This is a genomic window from Xanthomonas cissicola, from assembly GCF_008801575.1.
In the GTDB taxonomy this organism is placed as follows: Bacteria; Pseudomonadota; Gammaproteobacteria; order Xanthomonadales; family Xanthomonadaceae; genus Xanthomonas; species Xanthomonas cissicola.
The window spans coordinates 1-409 of sequence record NZ_VZPL01000253.1; the positions used below are offsets into that span (position 1 = coordinate 1).

The following is a 409-nucleotide window of genomic DNA, read 5'->3' on the forward strand; positions in this document are numbered from 1 at the left end:
CGGCCTGGCCAAAAACACCGCACACGTGCTGACCTTGTTTGCGCTCTCCAATCTGTGGATGAAGCGAAAGCAGTTGCTGCCGGCTATGGGGAGCGTGCGCCTGTAAACCAGGAAATTCCCACGGAAAGCGCCAGAAATGGCGAAATTCCAAAGATTCAAACGCCACTCTTCGGAACGACGCGACATCCCGCACTCTCAGGCCTCGTTATTCAGACCTTCCCTAAAAATTTGGCCGAGGAAGGCCACGAACGAGAAGCATTGGTCTTGACGTTGCGACGTCCACCCAATTTTGAGTAGCGCCTCAGTTTGGAGTCCAATTCCCTACCCCGAGGAGATTGGACGTGAAGAAACGTTTTACTGACGAGCAGGTCATCGGCTTTCTGCGCGAAGCCGAAAGCGGCGTGGCGAT

Annotated in this window: 2 pseudogenes; both read left to right on the forward strand. The window is 54.5% G+C overall.

Annotated features, from left to right (window positions below):
* Nucleotides 1–106 (forward strand): annotated as a pseudogene (locus F7R02_RS25930) (IS5/IS1182 family transposase); the annotation flags it as partial.
* A 235-nt stretch (nt 107–341) separates the two neighbouring features.
* Nucleotides 342–409, forward strand: a pseudogene (locus tag F7R02_RS27705) (transposase); the annotation flags it as partial.